The organism is Collinsella sp. zg1085 (genome assembly GCF_018889955.1).
GTDB lineage: Bacteria > Actinomycetota > Coriobacteriia > Coriobacteriales > Coriobacteriaceae > Collinsella.
The window spans coordinates 1,249,390-1,266,117 of record NZ_CP076545.1 but is presented as its reverse complement, the minus strand read 5'-3'; the positions used below and the strand labels follow the sequence as shown (position 1 = coordinate 1,266,117).

The 16,728-nt window shown below is 46.9% G+C and carries 14 protein-coding genes and 1 CRISPR repeat array (1 of these 15 only partly in view); of the genes, 10 read left to right on the top strand and 4 right to left on the bottom strand.

The features are described from left to right. Positions 1-907: a CRISPR direct-repeat array (repeat unit 36 nt; unit sequence GTTTTGGAGCAGTGACATCCTGACTGGTAGTCAAAC); it reaches 1,827 nt to the left of the window's first position. Between the two features lie 94 nt (positions 908-1,001). Both KPC83_RS05370 and KPC83_RS05365 read left to right on the top strand, forming a co-directional pair. After that, a complete protein-coding gene (locus KPC83_RS05370) occupies positions 1,002-2,051 on the top strand; it encodes a hypothetical protein (RefSeq protein ID WP_216278237.1) in 1,050 nt (349 codons plus the stop codon). Between the two features lie 38 nt (positions 2,052-2,089). Beyond that, a complete protein-coding gene (locus KPC83_RS05365; RefSeq protein ID WP_216278236.1) occupies positions 2,090-2,296 on the top strand; it encodes a hypothetical protein in 207 nt (68 codons plus the stop codon). A gap of 94 nt (positions 2,297-2,390) precedes the next feature. Here KPC83_RS05365 and KPC83_RS05360 read toward each other — a convergent pair whose 3' ends face one another. From KPC83_RS05360 to KPC83_RS07300, 3 genes are all read right to left on the bottom strand, one after another. Then, entirely contained in the window at positions 2,391-3,023 is a 633-nt protein-coding gene (locus KPC83_RS05360) for a class B sortase (protein WP_216278235.1), read from the bottom strand. A 195-nt stretch (positions 3,024-3,218) separates the two neighbouring features. Then, positions 3,219-7,964 carry a SpaA isopeptide-forming pilin-related protein gene (locus KPC83_RS05355; RefSeq protein ID WP_216278234.1) on the bottom strand — a complete coding sequence of 1,582 codons (4,746 nt, stop codon included), beginning with the start codon at positions 7,962-7,964 and terminating at the stop codon, positions 3,219-3,221. 763 nt (positions 7,965-8,727) lie between these two features. Continuing rightward, entirely contained in the window at positions 8,728-8,898 is a 171-nt protein-coding gene (locus KPC83_RS07300) for a hypothetical protein (RefSeq protein WP_371819276.1), read from the bottom strand. On the opposite strand from KPC83_RS07300, the gene KPC83_RS07185 reads away from it, so the two are divergent. Next, complete coding sequence (locus tag KPC83_RS07185) at positions 8,818-9,096, top strand: hypothetical protein (RefSeq protein ID WP_253200881.1); 279 nt, start codon at positions 8,818-8,820, stop codon at positions 9,094-9,096. The two genes, KPC83_RS07300 and KPC83_RS07185, sit on opposite strands and share 81 nt — an antisense overlap. A gap of 10 nt (positions 9,097-9,106) precedes the next feature. Here KPC83_RS07185 and KPC83_RS05345 read toward each other — a convergent pair whose 3' ends face one another. Next, positions 9,107-9,319 (bottom strand): type II toxin-antitoxin system Phd/YefM family antitoxin, encoded by a 213-nt coding sequence (locus KPC83_RS05345; protein ID WP_216278233.1) that lies wholly within the window; start codon positions 9,317-9,319, stop codon positions 9,107-9,109. Between the two features lie 554 nt (positions 9,320-9,873). Between KPC83_RS05345 and KPC83_RS05340 the strand changes: the two genes are divergently transcribed. The 7 genes from KPC83_RS05340 (at position 9,874) to ruvB (ending at position 16,582) form a co-directional block, all read left to right on the top strand. Then, on the top strand, positions 9,874-10,335 hold the full coding sequence (locus tag KPC83_RS05340) for a Panacea domain-containing protein (RefSeq protein ID WP_216278232.1): 462 nt from the start codon (positions 9,874-9,876) through the stop codon (positions 10,333-10,335). A gap of 7 nt (positions 10,336-10,342) precedes the next feature. Continuing rightward, positions 10,343-11,317 (top strand): RelA/SpoT domain-containing protein, encoded by a 975-nt coding sequence (locus tag KPC83_RS05335; RefSeq protein ID WP_216278231.1) that lies wholly within the window; start codon positions 10,343-10,345, stop codon positions 11,315-11,317. 590 nt (positions 11,318-11,907) lie between these two features. Beyond that, positions 11,908-12,270: a desulfoferrodoxin family protein gene (locus KPC83_RS05330; RefSeq protein WP_216278230.1), complete on the top strand. Its 363-nt coding sequence runs from the start codon at positions 11,908-11,910 to the stop codon at positions 12,268-12,270. A gap of 70 nt (positions 12,271-12,340) precedes the next feature. Then, the gene (locus KPC83_RS05325) at positions 12,341-14,308 is read left to right on the top strand and encodes a hypothetical protein (RefSeq protein WP_216278229.1); all 1,968 of its coding nucleotides are present in this window, start codon (positions 12,341-12,343) and stop codon (positions 14,306-14,308) included. Between the two features lie 78 nt (positions 14,309-14,386). Then, positions 14,387-14,881: a crossover junction endodeoxyribonuclease RuvC gene (ruvC, locus tag KPC83_RS05320; RefSeq protein ID WP_216278228.1), complete on the top strand. Its 495-nt coding sequence runs from the start codon at positions 14,387-14,389 to the stop codon at positions 14,879-14,881. Between the two features lie 16 nt (positions 14,882-14,897). Next, positions 14,898-15,512: a Holliday junction branch migration protein RuvA gene (gene ruvA, locus KPC83_RS05315; RefSeq protein ID WP_216278227.1), complete on the top strand. Its 615-nt coding sequence runs from the start codon at positions 14,898-14,900 to the stop codon at positions 15,510-15,512. Next, a complete protein-coding gene (gene ruvB / locus KPC83_RS05310) occupies positions 15,512-16,582 on the top strand; it encodes a Holliday junction branch migration DNA helicase RuvB (RefSeq protein WP_216278226.1) in 1,071 nt (356 codons plus the stop codon). The genes ruvA and ruvB overlap by 1 nt, the downstream gene beginning before the upstream one ends. Positions 16,583-16,728: the final 146 nt, after the last annotated feature.

Genomic DNA, 16,728 nt, shown 5'->3' with positions numbered 1-16,728 from the left:
GGCTTTTCGCATCTGAGGTTTTGGAGCAGTGACATCCTGACTGGTAGTCAAACCATCGAAATATAGATGACCAGTTGGCAAGGTTTTGGAGCAGTGACATCCTGACTGGTAGTCAAACCATTGGGAGGGAGATTTAGTCGTGGGTACGGTTTTGGAGCAGTGACATCCTGACTGGTAGTCAAACGCTCAAACGTGGACATACGGGCAAGTAGGGTTTTGGAGCAGTGACATCCTGACTGGTAGTCAAACTATTGCTTGCAACAATGTGTGCCGGACGTAGTTTTGGAGCAGTGACATCCTGACTGGTAGTCAAACTACCGAGGCTGACCAGTCTCTAATCACCCGGTTTTGGAGCAGTGACATCCTGACTGGTAGTCAAACCCCCAACAAGTCCGGCTTTTCGCATCTGAGGTTTTGGAGCAGTGACATCCTGACTGGTAGTCAAACTCTTTTTCTACGGGAAATATAATCCTCTAGTTTTGGAGCAGTGACATCCTGACTGGTAGTCAAACCGGTAGGAGCCATCACGCACAACAAAACAAGTTTTGGAGCAGTGACATCCTGACTGGTAGTCAAACTGTTTTCTCTGCTGAACGAACTATCTCTTTGTTTTGGAGCAGTGACATCCTGACTGGTAGTCAAACTGTTAAAGACTTACCAGCTCGTGAGATTGGGTTTTGGAGCAGTGACATCCTGACTGGTAGTCAAACTGACCGTATTGCCTTGCTCAAGCTCAATATGTTTTGGAGCAGTGACATCCTGACTGGTAGTCAAACTGCAGGTAAGAGACAGAGCCAGCGTATGGGTTTTGGAGCAGTGACATCCTGACTGGTAGTCAAACCAACAAAGCCATCATAGTCGTTAAATAGCTGTTTTGGAGCAGTGACATCCTGACTGGTAGTCAAACTTTGATAAAGACCCACATTCGAGCTTATGTCCAGACGAAGTGTTATATTTGCTCAAACCAGCAGAGGTGGGGAAAAATTAGAAAGGTTTGTCCCATGAAAAAGAATCAGAACACCTGCGCACACACCAACAATACCTACACGCTCACAAGGCGCAATGCGTGCTTTTTGGTAGCAGTAGCAGGACTTGGTTTAGCTGGTTGCACACCAAAGAAAAAGAACATAGACGCAGGTAGTGCTGGGAGCTCCACAAAGCCATCGGCAAGCTCAAAAGCAAGTGCCACCCAAACTGTCGGCATACTGGTTCGAGCTGAGGGCTGGGGCGTGGGCGACCCAGTGTTTCTCTTTGGCATTTCAAGCCAAGAGAAAGAAGTAGCTGAGCTGAAAGTCACTCCAAACAAGTTGGTAGGGACAGAGCTTACAGAAGGTGAGTACACTATCACGGTAAAAGGTGATATGCCACTTTCTCAGGATAAGAAAACCACCTGGATGCTTCCAGAACCGGTGAAGTTCACGCTCAAGGGCGGGGTATATTCGCTCACTCTCTCACTTGAAAAGGTAGACCTCACGAGCGAAGAGTCAGTAGCTACAGCTCTTGAAAAGGTACCTGAGAATAAGCGCGCAGAGCTAACTAAGAGCCTCAACAAAACGGCAAAAAAGTCTGATGCGGGAACACAAGCAGTAAGCAAAGGCTCAGAGGCTGCAAAAGACAAGCCACAAGTAAAGTCTGAGCCGCCCACAACCAGCACCAGCTCTCAAGCCTCTACCCCTGAGCCAAATCCTGGTACTAAGCCTGGCAAGCAAGAAGGTGGAGCTAAGCCGCAGCATAGCCATACATGGAAGACGGTGTATAAGGAAGAGACCTATCAATCCGGTACTGATGAGGTATGGGTAGCAAATATCCGCTACGTTGACCATATTCAGTATCGTTGTAATACCTGCGGTGCCATTTTTGATAGTGTTGCTGCTGTTAATGCACACCAAGACGCAACCATTGACTGGGAAGCACGTACAGGTCATGGCGGCTACACGCAAACCGGCTATACCGAAAAGATTGATGAAGGTCACTTTGAGACAAAGCCTGTGTATGCAACTCGTCAAGTAAAAGATTACGAAGTCTGCACCGGTTGTGGAGCTAGGCGCTAATACTGCTCACGTATGCATAAGACCCGAGGAGGCACATCATGTTCGCTCTTTTTACTGTATTGTTTATAGGCTTGTATTGGTGTTTGTTCAAGGCCATCCGTATCGCCTTTAACACGGTAATCTGGGCGTTCTATTTCCTCGGTAAAGGTATTGCGTGGGCATATAAAACAATACGGCGCGCCCTCAAAAAACACCGTTTGCAGCGTGAGGTTGATGCAATACAACAGGAGCTAGGGCTTGAATAGACCAAGCCCTTTAGATGCATACGCCGAATACAACAAAGCTTGAGTGTATATACACTCAAGCTTTTTAATCCAAGAGTTAAAGCATACCTAGAGCCTATGACTCCATATGAAGCCCTGATACAAATACGATAAGAGTTCTATCACTCATTCCAGCTCGAATATTTGAGCAGGTAACGAGTATAAGTATGCGCTCAGCACGATTGATTAAATCGTCTGCATGAGGCGCGAGAGCATCAGCATCTTTTTTAAGAGCATTCAGTACTGGTTGTAAGGTAGGCTCTGCCCTCAGTGTTTGTACCGGCTCATAATACATATCAACCCTCATGGCCATCACCGGATAAAAGCTCGCCATACCTTCTCGTGTTTCTAATAGAGCGCTTTTTAGTTTGTCGAAGCGCTCTTGCTGATAGGCATCTGCAAGAGCTGAAAAGACATAATCGGTATATCCGATATGGTGACCATAGACCATCAAGGCTCTATCATCTGCTCTCATACCCCGCGCTACATATGGACAGCCTAAAGGGGATGGATTGCGCCAAAAATCGTGATGCAAATAAAAGCCATCCGCATCACTATCGCGCTGGGCAACTACCGGATAGTCAATTGAGGTGCCTGATACCGTAAGCCAAGCGGCAATATCGCTATTTTGTTGCTCTAGGCTATCCCAATCGCGACCTGGTTTAGAAGATACTTGAGAAAGGCCGCTGTAGGACGCTTGCGTGCTCATATACGGCCACAAAAGGGATGTGGCTAGAGTCAGTGCCAAAGTTATAACAAAGACCATACATAAGCTTAGAAAGCGTCGTTTTGTGGCTGGGCGCATATAAAAGCTCCTAACTCGTGAATGCGCCTCACGTGTGCGTAAGTACACACGTGAGGTGCCAGATAGCTAAAGCGTGCCTATTCAGCAAATGCATTGCCTCTATGTAAGGTGTTTCTTGCGCGTATGGATAAGCACCGAGGCTACCCCTGTTGCAATACTTGTTATTACAAGAGCCGCAAGAGGAAGTGCGTCTCCGGTTTGCTCTAACGCTTTATCACGTACCTGAACAGTTTGTCCCATATCGTGTATGTCTTTGTGTTCAGCTACTATGCGTACACGCTCACGCTCTTTGCCGCTCTCGTCTTGGTCGCTAACCTTGATAGACATTTCCTCGAAGGCTACGAGGTCGTGTCCGTTGAGGTTTGTCGTATCGATGCTAAAGATAACCTTGGCAGCTCCATCTACCTTCTCAGGGGTGAAGGTAGTGGTGGATACCATTTCATGTCCGTCTTTATCAAGAAGCGCTTTACCGGTGGCTTTGTCCATAATGGTACCGGTAATGGTGTGCTCAATGCCTACTTCAAGTCCTGTGTATGAAACCTCATCAACGAGCTCGGTTTTCTCACCCGGACGAACGGTTTTCTTGCCGTCTTTGTCTGTGAAGCTTGTCCCAATTTCACGCGTTGCCTCTTTAGGGGTCTGGGCTACCTCATCCTCATCATGGTCTTCAAGGCCTGGCTCGTCCCCACCATTGCGATACAGGTCAAGCTGTGCTTGGTTTTCAAGGACGATACCCGCACGATAGGCATCTGTTACCTGCATATGAATGATAGCGGGACGAAGAACAACGCCATCCTTTGTACCATTTGCTTGAGCGAGCGCATCCGCATCTTCAATGTCATCGTGTTGTGCTTTCAGATTCTCACGCTCCCATGCGCCAACGCGCGTTGTAAAGCCTGCTTCAACTCGACCAAACTCAAAACGAATGGCAACAACCTTTTCATCTGCTCGAAGCCCTAAGGCATCGAGCTTGAGCTCACGCGCACGTGTAGCATCCACACCATCAGCTAATAGCTGCCAGTTGGTGTAATCAAGTGCGCGCCCATCTGAACCAAGTTTTACTTTGTTTGCCTCGTGGGCCAGCCACGGGTTTATGTGTCCATCGTTTAGGGTCTCATTAGCAGGAGTTGCACGAGGTGCATCCATGTTGGTTTTGACCCAGACGTTAAGTTTGCCGTTAAAGTCTTTTGAGGCTTGCGGGGTGGTGATACTGGTAAGGGTAGCGAGCCCCGCCTCAGCGGCGCGCAGGTTATCGGTCACGCTAAACTCATCTACCCAGGTGTTTGAAGTATTTCTAAAGTCAAGCGTATAGCTATAATCCCCGGTATCAGATACCTTAGTTTTTGCTGTGTTGTTGTTATCTCCATTGGCTTCTGTATAGGGGTGTATGGGGTCTGCAATTTCTTGTCGCTTATCAAGGGTGCCCGTGATTGAGATTGGCGTGTCATACATAACAACACGCTGAACCTCACCGGTGTCTTTGACCTCGAAGCTAACCTGTGTTGCCTCATCATAGCTTTTAGGGGTCAGACGCTCGACAAGGGTATAAACACCTTGGGGAAGCGCGTTTATGCGGTGGTCTTCTTTGGTGGATGTCCAAGACTCAATGAGCTTGCCCTTCTCATCCAAAACCTCGAGCTTTGCGCCTACAAGCGCCTCTTCGTTTGCAATATCGCGCTTGGAGAAATCAAGCTTGGTATAGTCGTTTTCTGCGGTGATGGTATGTATGGCTTTACCTTCCGTCATGCCCTCTTCATCAACCGTGACATAGTGAATACGTGGGTCTAGGACGTAGCCAGGACGCGTTGAGAGCTCTGTGATGCGGTAAGAGCTTGGAGCCAAGCGCTTATACGAGATGAAACCGTTCTTGTCCGTTGTCTTTTCAACCACAGACGTACCAGATGTAAGAAGAACAGGGACTTGTTCTAGCTTGCCTTTGGAAAGGGTTGCAAAGGTAGCGCGCGTGTCGTCAAGCGTGATGGTATCAATCACCTTGTTATCAGCGAGAAGCTTATAGTCTCCGCGCGTGAGCGCTGTGGCGGTATAGACATCATCTTGCTCGTTGTAGTGAAGTACTCGGCGCGCACCTTTAATAGGCGAATCTACAACCTTAACATCCATACCAAAGAGGTGACGTGCGAGGTCCAAGCTATAGCTATGTCCGGCTAACACACTGAGTGTGTCAGTTTTGAGTGAGAGTGCGTGGCCCTCTCGCGTAGCGAAAACCTTATAGGTACCTGGAGCAAGTATTTGCTCGGTCTCGCCAACCTCATAGCTTGTACCTTTTTCGTCCTGAAGTGTTAGGCGTATATCTTGGTTCAGCGCAACCGGTGCAAGTGTTGCGGTGTCTATTACGCGGGAAAGTTCGAGCTTTTGTGCGTGGTCTGCGCGAATAGCGAACGTGCCCGCGTCTTCTGGATGAATACCTATCTCATCGCTTGCGCTCCAAAGCCCAAATGAAACACCAGATAGGGTATCGGTCGTGTCTTTAACGAGCTTTTTAATCTTGGTTTCACTTGGGGTATTGGTCGCATCAACTGAGGTTGTAACTAGCTTGGTGGTTTGGTCTTTATAAGACAGACTTACATCAATTGGTGTAGTCTTGAGTACATAGCCGCTCGGTGCCTTAGTTTCTTTTAGCTGATAGTGAGCGTAACCGCTACCTAAGGGGAGCTCTTTTGAGGTAGCGCGGCCTTGTTTGTTAGTTATCAGGTGGTCGAGGATTTGTCCTTGAACGGCCTCTACCGTGCCATCTGGGCGCTTAATGGCCTCAGCTGCCACAACATCAAACTCAGCGCCTGTGAGCGCATTGCGCGTTTCGCTATCGAGTTTTGTGAGCTCAATTGTTCCCTTAGCAGCGTGGTCTTTTATTTTTACCATTATTAAGGGCTTTATAGCGTCCTCACGAGATGCAACTGTAAAGGTGGCCGGCTCGGTGTTCAAAAGATAGGGCTTTACAGCAGCTACCTCTTCAACTGTGTAGGTACCAGAGCCTAGGCGCTCAGGGAGTGTTACCATGCCCGACTCGTCCGTCACAAAAGTATCGAGTTTTTTAGTATTGGGATAGTGGTTGGTTTGTACTACATAGCTACCGTCTTCGCGTTTGACCTTAAACGCAAAGCCAGCGAGCGCCACGGTATTACCACTTTCAGCGTCTACCTTTACGATTTGAATACGAGAGGAAAGTGGCGCGTCATCGCGGATATATTGCAGAAGTGCTCCGTCTACTTGTTCGGCTGCACTAATTGTCCAATCAGCTACCTTTTTATAACCAGCAGGAACGGTGGAGGCAACTTCGCGGACCGTGTATCCATGCTCATCATAAGGGAGCGCGCCTTGAATGCGCTCATTGCGCATCCCCGCTCCATACCAGGGTTTATCAGTAGTACGCGTGGTGGCAAAGCCGTTTTTGTTGGTTGTGATGGTTGCTACCGTCTTGTTGGTGGTGTTTGAGATAATCTCAAAGCTTACACCTTGAGCTGGCGTTGCTGCGCCGTCGTAGTCGTCCTTTTGCTCAAGGACCCCTTTGAACTTTGCAATTTCAATATCAAAGGCTTTGACATCCTCACGGAAATCGTCTTCAGGTTCGAGTTCAAAGATACCCGCATCGTTTAGCTGCGTATTTTTAACAACAAACTCATGTATAGCCGTATCGAGTTTATAGCCTTTGGGAGCCTTAGTCTCAGTAATACGTATCTTTCCGAGCGGCAAATCCTGAATAACAAGATTACCCTTGTCGTTGGTGATGCCGGTATGAGTCTCACCATTTGCATCAATAACGGTATACTCAGCCCCTGCAAGCGTTGCACCGGGCTGTGCCATTCCAAGTGTTGCTGAGTCTTTTTTGCGAATTGAGAGTAAAACATGACCCGGGTCATCTACCAGCTCTTCTGCGGCGCTCGTTTGTTTTGCTGTAAAGTAGTGCTTCTCTGGATTAAGTTTGAAGCCTTTGGGTGCTTTGGTCTCAATCGCATAGTAATCAATGTTGGGTAGTAGCTTATAGCTAGCGCTACCATCTGAGCCGGTCACGATATGAGCGACCTTCTCGTTACTAGAAGCACGATAGATGTCATACTCTGCCCCTGCAAGCGAGTACTCGCTATTGCCTGCGGTAAACGAAGCCTTGGCTGAGACCTTAGAAAACTTTACCGATACCTCGACCTTTTTATTGGCGGTCAAAAGCGCCTGATAGGGTTTGACCCCGTGCTCATTAGTGGTGTTATTAAGCCAAAGCTGAGCTGTCCCTGCCTCAAGTCCACCGCCACCTGCCTCTTTATAGGCAAGTCCTGCTTGATAGAGCTGCCATGCAGCTTGTTTCACCTCGGCGCGCGGGTTTTTCTCCCAGCGCTCACGCGCATAGCGGTTTCCGTGATAGGTTTCGGTGTTTCCGCTAAAGGTTAATACGTCTGGTCTCTGGGTATCGATAGCTAACCACACCGCCAAAGCAGTTGCTACCTCTGAGAGCTCAGCGTTAAGTCCTGCTACTGAGGTGACAATTTTGCCATCGTAGCCGTGATAGAGCACATAATCGAGCTCAGGAATACCAAGGTTTCCATAAAAGTCGAGCTTCTGACCTACTTGAGGACCTTTGAGATAGCCCTGTGCACAATAAGAAACGCCTTTATCTGTGCGGAAAAATGCACTGGCATCAGAGCTGGAATAGGGGTTATGGATATGGTCGACTACGCTAATTTGTTTGCTCTCGGCAAAAGCGAGCTTTGGAGTGATACTTGAGAGAAGCGTTGATGTGGCCAAAATAAAGCTCAGAGCGATTATCAGGCTTTTATAGAAAAAGCCTAACAAGCGCTGTTGTGCGCGCAAGGTGCTAGGTAGTGGCACTTTCATCTGGTTTTCCTTTCTTTTGGGTAGATGGGTGTTCGTCTGCGTGTTGGGATAGTTTGAGGGCGGGGTACTCACGTATGATTTCTGGGTATGTTTGAGGTCGTGGATAGCGTTTGCGTGAGCTCAAGCGTGTGGATGCAAGCTTTGCGAGCATCCCCTCTAGGTGTATACGAGTTGGTGCGCGTGCACGCGCTGTTGAGCGTTTATTTGTAAGAACAGAAATCATGTACAAACTCCTTATCGATTGGGCCTCAGGTGTTGGGTGTGGGTGCGTGCTCGCGTGCGCGTGCGTCTATGTGTTTCATGCGCAAGAGCGCGAGCGGCTGCTCGCGCGGTATGTCCACTATCACGCAGACGCGCGCGTGTTGGCGGGTCTCGCTTTTTGCCTCTTGCAAGAAGTCTTGTTTTGCGTATAATTTGGTTCATCGGAACACCTTGTAATATCTTTCGCGATAAGAGCGCCGGATCCCTTGCAAGTTGTTCCGTTTGTTGTTTATCCCAGAAAAGAACAGCGTGAGCTGCAAGAGCGCGTTTGATATAGCTTTCTAAGTTACTTTATTTATAGTAAATTTATATGATTCGATTATTTTGATTTTGCCTCTGTGCTCCAAGCGACGCGTTTTCAGTGTATTTCGGAATATCAGATAACAATACGGAAAGCCGCGAGAATGCCGGAGCGGAGATACAGGGGTCTAGCGTCTTCTCAATACCCAGGGCAAATGACTTGCTAACGAGCTTATGGATATGCCTCAGGTCGAGGAGTGTCTCAAACTATTACGCTTTTGACCCACTCGACGAACGTTTCATAACTTACCAACCCATCAGCAACACCCAGCATAATCTTGAGGAAAGTTGTATGGTCAGGTCTAAAATTAATGCCGCACATCCTGAGATAAGCACCAAGCAGGGCAGCGCCCGCTCTCTTGTTGCCATCGATAAATGGGTGATTAGATATGATGCCAAAAACGTATCAACATGTTTTATCGATGACACTTGGGTACATATCTGTACCGCCAAAAGTTTGGAACGATTGCGCCAGTGCCGAGTCAAGAAGTCCTTCGTCGCGCAAGCCATCAAGTCCGCCAAATCGTTTGATTATCTCTGTATGGATGGCGAGGCTTTTTCCTTAGAGTAGGACAGGACGTTCATTTAGCGAGCTCTTTGAACACATCAGCATATTCGTCCATGAAATTCACAGCCACGTCTATGGCATTGTCGATTTTCTGAGCTGGCTGGATGACAACCCAAGGTTTGTTATTTTTCAAGATGGTGACTGACCTACCGGTTCTGTTTACCTCTGCCGTCACGCGTGAGAAGTTGTTTTTTGCCTCTGCGAGTCCCATCGTCAATACTGCCATTTTGACCTCCTATATAATAGCTAGAATTATAGCTATTATATAGGTCTGTTTTAATTGGCTGTTGAGAGATATAAAACACGTGTCCATACCGTTTGCCGTTTCATTTAACCCTAACAATAGTACGTTAGCGATTAGCAGAATACGCTCCATGGTCAAGATCGAAATATGGATTAGCTCCTGTATGTACTGCTGTGATAGGTATGGTGCATTGTCAATGAAGAGAGCGTATACGAGAATCGCTGGGTATCTGACTGTATCGATGAGTCCTACGACATTTTGAAAAAGAATACTAGGCTTTCTAGCAAAAGTTTGCTGCAGGTACGCGGCGGGTTACAGATTATGAAGAGCGCTCAGTCTGTGGTGCTTGTCGATAACGACGTGCTTCAGAGTACGGATTAGCATTTACTGGCTGCTAAATGCTAATTTTAAGCTTTTACTATGAGTGCTTGGCTGTGGAAATTAAAGATGAATGTTGATTTCTTAGATGTACAAATAGCTATGGGCAAATACGGGCAAGATTGTATTATAACTAATCAATAGAGGAGAGGAGTGACATGGTAAATTCAATAGATATTGCAGCATTTATTTTAGAGCAGACTGGTAGTATGACCACCATGAAGCTCCAAAAGTTAGTGTTTTACACTCAAGCATACTATCTTGTTAAACATGGAAAACCACTGTTTGAAGATGAGATTCAGGCCTGGGTCAATGGTCCGGTCTCGCCGAATCTTTATCGTCATCACGCTGGAAAGTATATGATTTGTAAAGCTCAGCTTGAGGAGTCTGTAGTGCTTAACAAACTTTCTTGCTCTGAGCAAGAAACAGCGCGCTTCGTCATTGCGAAACTTGGTGAATTCTCTGGTGAAGAACTACGGGAGCTGAGTCATAGCGAAGCCCCATGGGTTAACGCGCGGGAAGGGCTGCTGGAGGACGAACGAGGGAATCGAGTAATTACAGTTGATGCAATTTTGAATTTCTACAGTTCAAAAACATGCTCTAATCCTATTTTTTCTTAGTCTTCAAGTGGGAATTTCTAAGCAGCGTATTAAGAAGGTCGGCCGCCAGATTGCTGCTGACCTTCTTAATGAAGATGAATTGGTAGAAGCATACAAGTTAGTTGGTGAGTGGCGAGCTGCACATATTCAGCCACTTCATGAGTCTTTAGCTATGCTTGAAAGATTATGTAACCATGACCCTTCCACTATTCTTGTAAGTCGATTGAAGCGTATAGACACTATTATTAGAAAACTAAAAAGAGATGATTATCATTTTGAATTATCTACATTAAATGATATAGCGGGCTGTCGTTTGATTGTTTCTGATAATAATAAGGCACAATCCATTGCCATGCAGCTTATGAAAACTAAGTATTTCTATAAACAAATAGATTATATATCTAAACCTAAAGATTCTGGTTATAGAGGAATTCATATCATTTGCAGGCACGATAGTCCAGATTATGGATATGAAGGATTAAGAGTTGAGGTTCAAATCCGTTCACGTTTACAGCATTACTGGGCAACAGCAGTTGAGACCTATGATTTAATTTCTGAAGCAAATCTTAAATTTGGCTCAGGATCTACTGATCAAAAGCGTTATTTTCAGCTTAGCTCTGAACTTATAAATAATAGTATTGAGAATGAAAGTGTAGCTCGCAATGAGCTGCGCATGCTCGATAAACAGCTTCAGGTTTTAGATAAACTTGGAGCAGCAGTAAATTCTATGTATGTTATGTATGATGCTAGAAAGCAGATATCGCGTACTGATAGTTGTTTGATAAGTGTGGACTTAGATGAACAACTGATAAAGCTAGACATTTATGATTCTGAAAATGAGATACGCGCTGCCTCAAAATATACCGAGCTTGAGGGAGACCAAACTAATAAAATCTATCTTATGGCAAGAGCAGGCTCTCTCAATGACCTTTGTCTTGCTTACCCCAACTACTACTCTAATATCTCAGAATTTGTTAGCCTGTTAAAAGGGATTCTTTTGTAATTGAGTTTGAAATGATGGTCTTGGGCGTATATGCGCTCACGTTGACACTTTTTGTGAGCAAGAGTGCTAATCACTGTTTCCGAGGTATTTCCCTATTCGAGCAGGCACACATGTGTTGGCGGTGCGCGAACAATATCGCTTGCAGCCAGTCTTGTTTTGCATATAATTTGGTTCATCGGAACACCTTGTTACATCTTTCGCGATTAGAGCGCCGGATCCCTTGCAAGCTGTTCCGTTTGTCGTTTATCTGCGTATAAAACCTCGCTTCAGCGTATCCATGCAAAGTACTACCTAATATGGTCATGGCTATAGACACTCAAAACATGATTCGATTTTTGATTCTTGCCTATAGCGAAGTCGGAGAGAAACGACTTTAAGCTATGATTTATGGGATGCTACCTGGGAAAAGAGGGCGAATTCTTATATGCTTTCTGCCTATATCTTTGTCGTTGCCCTCGTGTTAAGTGCCGTGACATTTTGACTAGCATTTGACGCATTAATGTTAATGACTTCTCGCTGCTTAGCGTGCTCTAATTAGGGCATAATAAGTAACGCATTCGTACACTGTGATCTGAAAGGATCGATGCATTATGGCTACATTTTTAAAGAATACTGAGACTGGCGAGGTATTAATTTCTGCAGCTGAGGTTGTTGCTCCTGCTGGATATGAGGTTTTGGAGGCTGGTACTTCTGACGGTGCAACCGAGAAGCACGTACCCGCAATAGAAGTTCAGCGTGACGGCAACATTATTCATGTTGTTGTTGGCGAGGTTGAGCATCCTATGCTTGATGAGCACTTTATTCAGTGGGTTGCTCTTGAGGCTGATGGTCGCCTTGAGGTGCATTATCTCAAGCCGGGTCAAACCCCTGCCACCTTCTTTGCAGGCGGTGCTAAATCAGGTACCGTTTATGAGTATTGCAACCTTCATGGTCTGTGGAAGGCTACCTTTTAAGGATTAATCGCTCAAAAGGGATGGGGTCGCCTGTGCATGGGCGACCCTTTTTTGATTATTTGGAGTGACGATGAAGCTGGCTATAGCACAAATACATATGCACATTGGTGACATCGACGCCATCAGTGAGCGTATCGTTAAACAGGCACGCCTGGCGCACGAGCAAGGCGCAACTGTTTTATGCATTCCGGCTCCATTGTTCTCGGGCGTAGTTCCTGGCAGTTTGCTCGAATACGATAACTTTGAGCACCATCTGCTGCTGGCCTTTGAGGATATTGCTCACGAGCTTGAGCCTTTAGGTCTTGCATGCATTATTCCTGCTGCCCTTGCAATTGAGGGTGTACACATGCTGGAGCTCTTTCTGCTCAAGGAAGGTCGGGTTATTCCTCTTCGCTTAACAGCGCGTTTGCGTCGCGAAAACACCCCTATGGATTTGTGGGCGCCGCCTGTGTTTGACCTTGATGATGTTCGCGTAGCGCTTACCGTTGATGCCATTCATGATATTCATGAGATTCAACATGACGTTGACCTCATTATTCAATTTCAAATCAATCCTATGCGTCTTGAAGACCCACTGTCGATTGGCATTTCTGGTCTTTCAGACACAGAGCTTGTGCAGTTAGTTCAGGATGAACAATTGTGGCTTGCTCACGTAGCGCCCGTTGGGGCATATGATGATGTGCTTTATGCTGGTGGTAGTTTTATTTTGGATCATACGGGTGAACCCGTGGCAGTTGCTCAAAGCTGCAGGGAAGACCTTATTCTTCACGATATACAACCGGGTATTCCACAAGCATCTCATATACCTTATAAAACGCCTGAATGGATTCATGAAGAGCTTATTTGGGAAGGTTTGTGTCTGTCACTGCGAGAATCGGTAGATGCAGCGGGCTTTAGTCAAGTGGTTCTTCCATTGAAGGCGCAACTACCGCATGCCTTGCTTTTGGATATTGCTGTACAAGCCTTAGGGCCGCGCAAGGTGTCTGGCGTGTATTTCAAACCGCAGGGTATTCGGACAAAAACCGAACAAGCACGCGCTGAGCGCGAATTTGCAATTATTCAGCAGCTTGCCGCAGCGTACCATATCCAGCTTCATGTACTTGAGGGTGAGCCGCACAATCAAGAGGCATTGCAAGGCTTGAGTATGAAGCAGCAAGTTTTGATGCGGGAAGCGCATATGGCGCATGCTTTTGAACAATTTGCACGTCAAAGGCATATGTACATGCTTTCAGCGCTTACAAAAACGCATGCTGCGCTTATAGTAGAGGCAAGTGTTGACCCCGCATATATGGCACCGCTTGGAGATTTGTCGCTTGTTGAGTGCATGTATGTAGCTCAATATCGTGCGCATATGCGCCCAGTTGCTCCTGGCCGTATTGAGAGCGGCAAAAATATTGAGCAAATTACTAACGCACTTGTTCAGCGTGCCGTTCAGGTATATGGCACGAATGACAAAGAGTTAAAACGTATTGCGCGGCTTATGAAAGGCCTAGCACCTCAAGAGGTGCTAACAGTATTGCATAAACATATTGATGAGGGCAGCTCGCTTGATGAAGTGCTCAGCACGCCAGAAAGCTATGCAGAGGTGTCAATGCTCCTTCATCTGGTTGCGCGTGGTGAGGCAGTACGTGAGCGTTTACCCTTAACTCCGATGTTTTCAACCCGTCCTTTTTCTGAGCGGAGCTGGCCATTGCATCTGAACTGGGTAGATTTGGGACGCTCTGGAATGCCCGCCCGCCGTGCGCGTGATTTAGCAGAAGCAGAAAGCAAGCGTTTTGAAGAGCTTGGGAGTGATGCGGTAGAGCGTATGCAGCGCGAAGTTTTAGACCTTATGAGTAGCTTTTTTGGCATTTCACGTGATGAGTTGCAACAGATGAGTGAAGAAGCGGGTGCATGGGGAAGTCACGAGGACCGTGCACGCATGGAACAACAATTTCGCGATGCCTTGCGGCAGGGTCAGGAATCGCCCCAACGCGGTAGCGAGCAAGGTGTGCCAATGCCACATATGGGTATGGTTCCGTTTTTCTCGCTGAATTAGTGAGTTTTTGAAAAACCTTCTGAAAGCAACACCTCTATGCTATTATAGAACAAACGTTCGTAATATGTTGGAGGCAAGATGGTTATACTGGGCATTGATCCAGGTTTAGCACATACCGGTTGGGGCATTGTTGAGGAGCGCCTAGGCATGGTGCGTTGTCGCGCATATGGTTGCATTGAAACTGCTGCTCATAGTCCGCTTACAGTACGGCTTCGCCATATCGCTGATGACATCTCCCAGGTTGTTGAGCGTTATCACCCTGAAGAAGCGGCAATTGAGGGCATCTTTTTTGGCGTTAACACCAAGTCGGCCATTCCAACAGCTCATGCCCGCGGCGCCGCACTTGTCTCCTGTTCGCTGTGCGGGGTAGAGGTGGGCGAATATACGCCCATGCAGATTAAACAGGCGGTTGTTGGTACGGGCGCGGCCGATAAAAACCAAGTTATCTTTATGGTAAGAAACCTATTACAGCTCGACCACGACCCGCACCCCGACCATGCGGCAGATGCCTTGGCTTGTGCAATATGTCATGCGCATGTACGGCAGACCGCGCGAGTGAGTGAACGTATATAGTTGATAGGGGGTTTATATGATTTCAATGTTGAGCGGAATCTTAGTTGAGTCAAGTCCAAGTATGGCATTAGTAGATGTTGCGGGTGTAGGCTATGAACTGGGTATTTCTGCAACTACAGCTGCAGCGTTGCCTACTCTTCATGAGTCGTGTAGGCTCTTTTGCCGTATGGTGGTGCGTGAGGACGCAATCAATTTATACGGATTTTATAGCAAAGACGAGCGCACCATGTTTGACCGTCTTATTTCTGTTTCAAAAGTAGGACCGCGTTTAGCCTTGGCTATTCTTTCAAAATATAGTGTTCCGCAGCTGTTTCAAATTATCTTGTCGCAAGATGACGCGAGTATGTCGGCAGTGTCTGGCATTGGAAAAAAGACTGCACAGCGCCTTATACTAGAACTGAAGGGCGTACTGGCTCAAGATAATTTAAGCCAAGCATCAGCTCCTGTCTCTGGACAAGAATCGGTTAGCTTTGCGCTCAACTCAGACGCTCGCTCTGATGCACGTGCCGCTTTATTATCTATGGGATTTTTGCTGCAAGAGGCAGACCTTGCACTTGAGGGTGTTTCTGAGCAGCAGCGTGTTGAAGAGATGCTTACAACAGCCTTGAAGCGGCTGGGAATGGACGCATAATGTGGGAAGTTGATCAACATGAAGATTTGTGGGCCGATCAAAGCTCGCAGAAGCATGATAAAACCGAAGCGCGTCTCGTTGATGCTGAGCTTAGCCATGAAGATTTAGATGTTGAACGCACACTGCGTCCCCAGTTGCTTGATGATTACTGCGGGCAAGAGCACATAAAGCAAAGTTTGCGTATTCTTATTCAAGCCGCTCAAGACCGAAATGAAAGCCTAGACCACGTTATTTTTTCAGGCCCTCCGGGTTTGGGAAAAACAACCCTTGCGACGGTTGTTGCCCACGAGCTTGGTGCACAGATTAAAACAACGTCTGGTCCAGCTATTGAGCGAACGGGAGATCTTGCAGCAATTCTGACAAATTTACAAGCAGGTGATGTCCTTTTTATTGATGAGATTCATCGTTTGAATCGCTCCGTTGAAGAGGTGCTCTATCCTGCCATGGAAGACTTTGCGCTCGATATTGTGATTGGCAAAGGCCCTGCAGCTCGCTCTATACGTCTTGAGATTCCACATTTCACCTTAGTTGGAGCTACTACACGCTCTGGTATGCTCACCGGACCCCTGCGAGATCGTTTTGGTATTGCGTTTCGTCTCGATTATTACAATGTCTCAGATTTGGCTCAGATTGTTACGCGCTCCGCCTCTATTTTAGGGGTCATGATAGATGCTCAGGCAGCTCAAGAGATTGCATCTCGCTCACGCGGTACGCCGCGTCTTGCAAATCGCTTGCTTAAACGTGTGCGTGATTATGCGCAGGTACGTGGTAGTGGGCGTATAGAGCAAGGCATTACACAAGAGGCTCTAAGGTTTTTTGAGATTGATGAGCTTGGGCTTGACTGGATGGATAAACGTATTTTAGAAACGCTCTGCAAGACTTTCCGAGGCAAGGCTGTGGGACTTTCAACGTTAGCAAGTGCTGTAGGCGAAGACCCTTCAACGCTTGAAGACGTATATGAGCCGTATTTGTTACAGCAAGGTCTTATAATCCGCACGCCGCAAGGGCGTCTTGGAACCACAGCGGCGTTTTCGCATTTGGGTATAGAGCCTCTGAGCAGCTCGGTTTAGGAGTGTCAATCTATCAGATTGACACTGCGCGGTTATGCTACAAAAAATGACCCTCAGATGAGGGTCATTGTTGAGTACTGCATGAAGCAACAAGCTATACGTGAACCGCAGATATACTACTGAGCACAGAGCGAGACACCAAGCGC

Bases quoted from the DNA above. Each gene is read 5' to 3' on its own strand.
- KPC83_RS05370 (WP_216278237.1), top strand. From the start codon at position 1,002: ATGAAAAAGAATCAGAACACCTGCGCACACACCAACAATACCTACACG.
- KPC83_RS05325 (WP_216278229.1), top strand. From the start codon at position 12,341: ATGAAGCTGGCTATAGCACAAATACATATGCACATTGGTGACATCGAC.
- KPC83_RS05365 (WP_216278236.1), top strand. From the start codon at position 2,090: ATGTTCGCTCTTTTTACTGTATTGTTTATAGGCTTGTATTGGTGTTTG.
- ruvA (WP_216278227.1), top strand. From the start codon at position 14,898: ATGATTTCAATGTTGAGCGGAATCTTAGTTGAGTCAAGTCCAAGTATG.
- KPC83_RS05340 (WP_216278232.1), top strand. From the start codon at position 9,874: ATGGTAAATTCAATAGATATTGCAGCATTTATTTTAGAGCAGACTGGT.
- ruvC (WP_216278228.1), top strand. From the start codon at position 14,387: ATGGTTATACTGGGCATTGATCCAGGTTTAGCACATACCGGTTGGGGC.
- ruvB (WP_216278226.1), top strand. From the start codon at position 15,512: ATGTGGGAAGTTGATCAACATGAAGATTTGTGGGCCGATCAAAGCTCG.
- KPC83_RS05355 (WP_216278234.1), bottom strand. From the start codon at position 7,964: ATGAAAGTGCCACTACCTAGCACCTTGCGCGCACAACAGCGCTTGTTA.
- KPC83_RS07185 (WP_253200881.1), top strand. From the start codon at position 8,818: ATGGTCAGGTCTAAAATTAATGCCGCACATCCTGAGATAAGCACCAAG.
- KPC83_RS05345 (WP_216278233.1), bottom strand. From the start codon at position 9,319: ATGGCAGTATTGACGATGGGACTCGCAGAGGCAAAAAACAACTTCTCA.
- KPC83_RS05360 (WP_216278235.1), bottom strand. From the start codon at position 3,023: ATGAGCACGCAAGCGTCCTACAGCGGCCTTTCTCAAGTATCTTCTAAA.
- KPC83_RS05330 (WP_216278230.1), top strand. From the start codon at position 11,908: ATGGCTACATTTTTAAAGAATACTGAGACTGGCGAGGTATTAATTTCT.